This window comes from Pseudomonas sp. NPDC086566, from assembly GCF_050280885.1.
In the GTDB taxonomy this organism is placed as follows: Bacteria; Pseudomonadota; Gammaproteobacteria; order Pseudomonadales; family Pseudomonadaceae; genus Aquipseudomonas; species Aquipseudomonas vlassakiae.
In genome coordinates, this window is the sequence record NZ_JBNNWD010000003.1 from 582,947 (window position 1) to 589,930 (window position 6,984).

Sequence of the window (6,984 nt, forward strand, 5' to 3'; positions counted from 1 at the left end):
TTGGCACGCAAAAAGGGGGCTCTGCCCCCTTTTTGCCACCTTGAAATCCTGCTGTCAGCAACAGCCCCGCATCATGGGCGAGCTGATATAAAGGCAGCGATTTGCAGAATTTAACGCCCGTGACGAGCGGGTGGAATGGTTGAAAAACTTTCCAAGAGGATTTTGAAATGGCAGCAATTACTGCAGCGCTGGTCAAAGAACTGCGCGAGCGTACCGGCGAAGGCATGATGGATTGCAAGAAGGCCCTGGAAAAGGCTGGCGGCGACATCGAAAAAGCCATTGACGACATGCGTGCCTCGGGCGCCATCAAGGCCGCCAAGAAGGCTGGCAACGTCGCTGCTGAAGGCGCTATCGCCGTCAAGACCGACGGCAAAGCCGCCGTCCTGCTGGAAGTGAACTCGCAGACCGACTTCCTGGCCCTGCAAGACGACTTCAAGAACTTCGTGGCCGAAAGCCTGGAAGAAGCGTTCGCTCAGAAGCTGACCGACGCCGCTCCCCTGGTTGCCTCGCGTGAAGCAGCTCGTGAAGCCCTGGTCGCCAAGTGCGGCGAGAACGTCAACATCCGTCGCCTGGTGCGCGTTGAGGGTGACGTTGTCGGTGCCTACCTGCACGGCAACAAGATCGGCGCTGCCGTTGTTCTGAAAGGCGGCGACGTCGAGCTGGCCAAGAACATCGCCATGCACGTTGCCGCTTCGAACCCGGAGTTCCTGGATTCGTCGGAAATCTCCGCCGAAGCCATCGAGCGCGAGAAGAACGTCTTCCTGCAGCTGAACGCCGACAAGATCGCTGGCAAGCCGGAAAACATCGTTGAGAACATGATCAACGGTCGTATCACCAAGTTCAAGGCCGAAGCCTCGCTGAAAGAGCAGGCTTTCGTCATGAACCCGGAAGTCAAAGTTGGCGAGCTGGCCAAGAAAGCCGGTGCTGAAATCGTTTCCTTCACCTACTTCAAGGTTGGCGAAGGCATCGAGAAGCCAGTCGACAACTTCGCTGAAGAAGTTGCCGCTCAGGTAGCTGCTGCCAAGCAGTAAGACAGCCCCGTCTGTCGCCCCAAAGAGGCTGCCCGCTCACGCGCGCAGCCTCTTTGTCAAAACGGCGAAGGGTTTATAAGGCCCGGCGCCGCTGGCACCAAAACGGTGCCACGCTACAGTTAGCAAGCCGAAACGGCTCGCACGAATTTTCTAAAAGTACGCCGCAGGAGAGACTCGCAATGGCTCAGCAGGTGAGTGGTCGCCAACCTCGCTATAAACGCATTTTGCTCAAACTTAGCGGCGAGGCCCTGATGGGCTCGGAAGACTTCGGCATTGATCCGAAGGTGCTGGATCGCATGGCCCTTGAAGTCGGCCAGCTGGTAGGGATCGGTGTCCAGGTCGGCCTGGTGATCGGTGGTGGCAACCTGTTCCGCGGCGCAGCGCTCAGCGCAGCAGGCATGGACCGTGTCACCGGCGACCACATGGGGATGCTGGCCACTGTCATGAACGGCCTGGCCATGCGCGATGCGCTGGAGCGTTCGAACATCCCGGCCCTGGTCATGTCGGCCATTTCCATGGTTGGCGTCACCGATCACTATGATCGTCGCAAAGCTATTCGCCACCTCAACTCCGGGGATGTGGTAATTTTCTCCGCCGGTACTGGCAACCCGTTCTTCACTACCGACTCCGCCGCCTGCCTGCGCGGCATCGAAATCGATGCTGACGTGGTTTTGAAGGCGACCAAGGTCGATGGTGTGTACACTGCCGATCCATTCAAGGATCCGCACGCTGAGAAATTCGATCACCTGACCTATGACGAGGTCCTGGATCGCAAGCTGGGTGTGATGGACCTGACCGCAATCTGCCTGTGCCGTGACCACAAGATGCCATTGCGGGTATTCAACATGAACAAGCCTGGCGCCCTGCTGAACATCGTGGTCGGTGGCGGTGAAGGTACTTTGATCGAGGAAGTCCAAGCATGATCAACGACATCAAGAAAGACGCGCAGGAGCGCATGACCAAGTCCCTGGAGGCCCTGGGCCGCAACCTGGCGGCAATCCGCACGGGCCGTGCTCACCCAAGCATCCTCGATTCCGTCAAGGTCACTGCCTGGGGCAGCGAGATGCCGCTGAACCAGGTGGCTGCGATCACCGTCGAGGATGCCCGCACCCTGAAGATCGTCGCTCACGACAAGAACCTCAGCGCTGCCATCGAGAAGGCCATCCTGACCTCCGACCTGGGCCTGAACCCGTCCAGCGCCGGTACCACCATCCGCGTGCCGATGCCGGCCCTGACCGAAGAAACCCGCAAGGGCTACACCAAGCAGGCCAGCGGCGTTGCCGAAGACGCCAAGGTGGCTGTGCGTAACGTGCGCCGCGATGCCCTGGGTGATCTGAAGAAGCTGACCAAGGACAAGGAAATCAGCGAGGACGAAGAACGTCGCGCCGCTGACGAGATCCAGAAGCTGACCGACAAGTTCATTGCTGAAGTCGATGCCGCTTACAAAGCCAAGGAAAAGGACCTGTTGGCCGTTTAAGGCCGAGGTTTTTTAATGGAAAAGTCCAAGTTGGCGGCGCCGTCTTCGGTGCCGCGTCACGTCGCGATCATCATGGATGGCAACAACCGCTGGGCGAAGAAGCGCCTGCTGCCCGGCGTTGCCGGGCACAAGGCTGGCGTCGACGCGGTACGCGCAGTCATCGAGGTGTGCGCCGAATCCGGGGTCGAAGTGCTGACCCTGTTTGCGTTCTCCAGTGAAAACTGGCAGCGCCCTGCCGAAGAGGTCGGTGCGTTGATGGAGTTGTTCTTCTCGGCCTTGCGCCGTGAGGCCCGGCGCCTCAACGAGAACAACATCAGCCTGCGCATCATCGGTGACCGTACGCGATTCCACCCCGAGCTGCAGGCCGCCATGCGTGAAGCCGAGGCGCTGACAGCGGGCAGTAACCGCTTCATTCTGCAGATCGCCGCCAACTACGGCGGCCAGTGGGATATCGCTCAGGCCGCCCAACGCCTGGCGCGCGAGGTTCAAGCCGGCCATCTGCGCCCGGACGACATCACCCCTGGCTTGCTGCAGACCTGCCTGGCCACAGGCGAGCTGCCATTGCCCGACCTGTGCATCCGTACCGGTGGCGAGCATCGCATCAGCAACTTCCTGCTGTGGCAACTGGCCTATGCCGAACTGTACTTCTCCGACCTCTACTGGCCGGATTTCAAACACGAGGCCATGCGCAAAGCCCTGGCCGATTTCGCTTCGCGCCAGCGCCGCTTCGGTAAGACCAGCGAGCAGGTCGAGGCTGGAGCTCGTGCTTAATGCTTAAACAACGCATCATTACCGCGCTGATCCTGTTGCCGGTCGCGCTGGGTGGTTTCTTCCTGCTCAACGGCGGGGACTTCGCCCTGTTCATCGGCTTCGTGGTGACCCTCGGTGCCTGGGAGTGGGCGCGTCTGGCCGGGCTGGTGGCTCAGCCATTGCGCATCGCCTACGCCACTGTGGTCGCCGGAGCGCTGATGCTGCTCCATCTCATGCCGGACCTGGCACCGTGGGTGCTTGGCGCTTCGGTCATCTGGTGGGCGCTGGCCACCTGGTTGGTGCTGACCTATCCCCGCAGCAGCGAGCTGTGGGCCAGTGCGGCCTGCAAGCTGCTGATCGGCTTGCTGATCTTGTTACCGGCATGGCAAGGGCTGATCCTGCTCAAGCATTGGCAGCTCGGCAACTGGCTGATCCTGTCGGTCATGGTGCTGGTCTGGGCAGCTGATATCGGTGCCTATTTCTCCGGTCGTGCCTTTGGCAAGCGCAAGCTGGCGCCGCAGGTGAGCCCGGGCAAGAGCTGGGAAGGCGTCTATGGCGGCCTGGCGGTCAGCCTGGTGATCACCTTGGTGGTGGGCATCAGCCGTGGCTGGGGCTTCGGCCAGCTTCTGCTGGGCCTGCTGGGTGCTGCGCTGGTGGTCATGTCGTCGGTGATCGGTGACCTGACCGAGAGCATGTTCAAGCGTCGGGCCGGCATCAAGGACAGCAGCAACCTGCTGCCTGGCCATGGTGGGGTGCTGGATCGCATCGACAGCCTGACCGCAGCGATCCCGATCTTCGCCGTGCTGCTGTGGGCTGCCGAATGGGGTGTGATGTGAGTCGCATGCAGCGCATTACCGTCCTGGGTGCGACCGGCTCGATCGGTCTCAATACCCTCGATGTGATCGCGCGGCACCCCGAACGCTATCAGGTCTTCGCGCTCAGCGGCTACTCGCGCATCGACGAGCTGCTTGCCCTGTGCGTTCGGCACCACCCGGTCTATGCCGTGGTGCCCGATGACCAAGCCGCTACCCGCTTGCGTGATGGTCTGCTGGGTGCCGGCTCCGCTACCCAGGTGCTGGTGGGGGAGGCGGGTCTCTGCGAGGTCGCCGCAGCCCCTGACGTGGATGCGGTGATGGCCGCCATCGTGGGTGCCGCTGGCCTGCGTCCGACCCTGGCCGCCGTGGAAGCGGGCAAGAAGGTGTTGCTGGCCAACAAGGAAGCGCTGGTGATGTCCGGCGCGCTGTTCATGGACGCGGTGCGGCGCAGTGGTGCGGTGCTGCTGCCGATCGACAGTGAGCACAATGCGATCTTCCAGTGCTTGCCGGGCGATTATGCTCGCGGCCTGGGCCAGGTCGGCGTGCGCCGTATCCTGCTGACCGCCTCGGGCGGGCCGTTCCGCGAGACGCCGCAGGCAGCCTTGGTCGATGTCACGCCGGAACAGGCCTGTGCTCATCCCAACTGGTCGATGGGGCGGAAGATTTCCGTGGACTCGGCCAGCATGATGAACAAGGGCCTGGAGCTGATCGAAGCCTGCTGGTTGTTCGATGCGGCGCCGGCCAAAATCGAGGTGGTCGTGCATCCGCAAAGCGTGATCCATTCGCTGGTCGACTACATCGACGGTTCGGTGCTGGCCCAGTTGGGCAATCCGGACATGCGCACCCCCATCGCCAATGCCTTGGCCTGGCCAGAACGGATCGAGTCCGGGGTCGCCCCGCTGGACCTGTTCCGCATCGCCCGCCTGGACTTCCAGGCGCCGGACGAACAGCGCTTCCCTTGCCTGCGCCTGGCACGCGAGGCGGCCGAAGCCGGTCACAGCGCGCCTGCGGTGCTCAATGCGGCCAACGAGGTCGCGGTCGAGGCATTTCTCCAGCGGCGTATCCGCTTCCCTGAGATCGCGGGTATGATCGAACAGGTGCTTGATCAGGAACCTGTGGTGCCGCTGCCATCGCTGGAGGCTGTGTTTGCTTCCGACCAGCGCGCCCGTGAGCTGGCCCGTGAGTGGCTGAGGCGTCACGGTCGTTGAGGCCTGGCGCGCTACCAGGGTTCTGCTGAACGTCATTCGGAGATAGATATGACTGCGCTCTACATGATTGTCGGCACCCTGGTGGCCCTGGGTGTACTGGTCACATTCCACGAATTTGGCCACTTCTGGGTTGCCCGGCGTTGCGGGGTCAAGGTGCTGCGCTTCTCCGTCGGCTTCGGCATGCCGTTGCTGCGCTGGCATGACCGCCAGGGCACCGAGTTCGTGGTGGCGGCGATCCCGCTGGGTGGCTACGTCAAGATGCTCGACGAGCGTGAGGGCGAAGTGCCCTCGGCGCTCGCCGATCAAGCGTTCAACCGCAAGTCGGTGCGTCAGCGCATCGCCATCGTAGCCGCAGGCCCGATCGCCAATTTCCTCCTGGCCATCGTCTTCTTCTGGTTGCTGGCCATGCTCGGTACCCAGCAGGTCCGACCGGTGATCGGTGCGGTCGAGCCGGGGAGCCTGGCAGCATCGGCTGGCCTGGCCGCTGGTCAGGAAATTGTATCTATCGATGGCAAGGCGACCAGCGGTTGGTCGGCAGTCAATTTGCAACTGGTTCGCCGCCTGGGTGAGAGTGGCACCCTGCAGGTTGGGGTGCGCGATGATGGCGCCACCGCCGAGCGCCAGCTGCAGGTGAAGCTGGATCATTGGCTCAAGGGGGCCGACGAGCCGGACCCCATTCAGTCCCTGGGCCTGCGCCCATGGCGGCCGGCGGTATCGCCCGTGCTGGCCGAGATCGATCCGAAAGGCCCGGCTGCTGCCGCTGGCCTGAAAGCCGGCGACACTTTGCTCGCCCTCGACGGCACGGCGCTCAGTGATTGGCAGCAGGTGGTAGACAGTGTGCGTGCTCGCCCTGATTCCCGGGTGGTGCTGCGAGTCGAGCGCGACGGCGCGACACTCGATGTGCCGGTCACGCTGGCTCACAAAGGCGAAGGCAAAGCCGCCGGGGGCTACCTTGGCGCGGGCGTGAAGGGCGCCGAATGGCCTGCCAGCATGCTCCGCGAAGTCAGCTATGGCCCACTGGATGCCGTGGGCGAGGGGCTCTCGCGGACCTGGAACATGAGCGTCCTGACCCTCGAGTCGCTGAAGAAAATGCTGTTCGGTGAGCTCTCGGTAAAAAACTTGAGCGGACCGATAACCATTGCTAAAGTGGCGGGCGCTTCAGCCCAGTCCGGCGTGGGGGATTTCCTGAATTTCCTGGCCTACCTGAGCATAAGCCTGGGGGTTCTTAACCTGCTGCCCATTCCAGTACTGGATGGGGGGCATTTGCTGTTTTACCTGGTCGAGTGGGCGCGCGGTCGTCCATTGTCAGAACGGGTGCAAGGTTGGGGGGTCCAGATCGGTATCAGTTTGGTCGTAGGGGTGATGTTGCTCGCCCTGATCAACGATCTGGGTCGACTTTAAAAGCTTCGCTCAATTGCGAACCGGCCGTCACCATGCGGCGGGTTGTTTATTGCCAGTTGGAATAAAAGGACTTCATGAAACGTCTGCTGCTAACTGCGGTCATGTCCGCACTGATGATCGCTGAAGTTCACGCCGAGTCCTTCACTATCTCCGATATTCGTGTCAACGGCCTGCAGCGGGTGTCCGCCGGCAGCGTGTTCGGCGCCCTGCCACTCAACGTTGGCGATCAGGCTGACGACCGCCGCCTGGTGGATTCCACCCGTTCGCTGTTCAAGACCGGCTTCTTCCAGGACATCCAGCTG

Annotated in this window: 7 protein-coding genes and 1 pseudogene; all 8 read left to right on the forward strand. The window is 62.2% G+C overall.

The genetic code is table 11. The features are described 5' to 3' along the window. The first annotated feature begins 167 nt into the window (after window positions 1-167). Window positions 168-1,031, forward strand: a complete 864-nt coding sequence (tsf, locus tag ACQKPS_RS09915) for a translation elongation factor Ts (RefSeq protein ID WP_054885375.1) — start codon at window positions 168-170, stop codon at window positions 1,029-1,031. A gap of 179 nt (window positions 1,032-1,210) precedes the next feature. Beyond that, complete coding sequence (pyrH, locus tag ACQKPS_RS09920; RefSeq protein WP_060512639.1) at window positions 1,211-1,954, forward strand: UMP kinase; 744 nt, start codon at window positions 1,211-1,213, stop codon at window positions 1,952-1,954. Continuing rightward, entirely contained in the window at window positions 1,951-2,508 is a 558-nt protein-coding gene (frr, locus tag ACQKPS_RS09925) for a ribosome recycling factor (protein WP_254483591.1), read from the forward strand. The genes pyrH and frr overlap by 4 nt, the downstream gene beginning before the upstream one ends. A gap of 15 nt (window positions 2,509-2,523) precedes the next feature. Beyond that, complete coding sequence (gene uppS / locus ACQKPS_RS09930; RefSeq protein ID WP_254483592.1) at window positions 2,524-3,279, forward strand: polyprenyl diphosphate synthase; 756 nt, start codon at window positions 2,524-2,526, stop codon at window positions 3,277-3,279. Then, the gene (locus tag ACQKPS_RS09935; RefSeq protein ID WP_427603831.1) at window positions 3,279-4,094 is read left to right on the forward strand and encodes a phosphatidate cytidylyltransferase; all 816 of its coding nucleotides are present in this window, start codon (window positions 3,279-3,281) and stop codon (window positions 4,092-4,094) included. The genes uppS and ACQKPS_RS09935 overlap by 1 nt, the downstream gene beginning before the upstream one ends. Continuing rightward, on the forward strand, window positions 4,091-5,281 hold the full coding sequence (gene ispC / locus ACQKPS_RS09940; RefSeq protein WP_427603833.1) for a 1-deoxy-D-xylulose-5-phosphate reductoisomerase: 1,191 nt from the start codon (window positions 4,091-4,093) through the stop codon (window positions 5,279-5,281). Before ACQKPS_RS09935 ends, ispC begins: the two co-directional genes overlap by 4 nt. Window positions 5,282-5,329: 48 nt before the next feature. Beyond that, window positions 5,330-6,682: a sigma E protease regulator RseP gene (rseP, locus tag ACQKPS_RS09945; protein ID WP_427603834.1), complete on the forward strand. Its 1,353-nt coding sequence runs from the start codon at window positions 5,330-5,332 to the stop codon at window positions 6,680-6,682. 74 nt (window positions 6,683-6,756) lie between these two features. Then, window positions 6,757-6,984, forward strand: a pseudogene (locus ACQKPS_RS09950) (POTRA domain-containing protein); the annotation flags it as partial.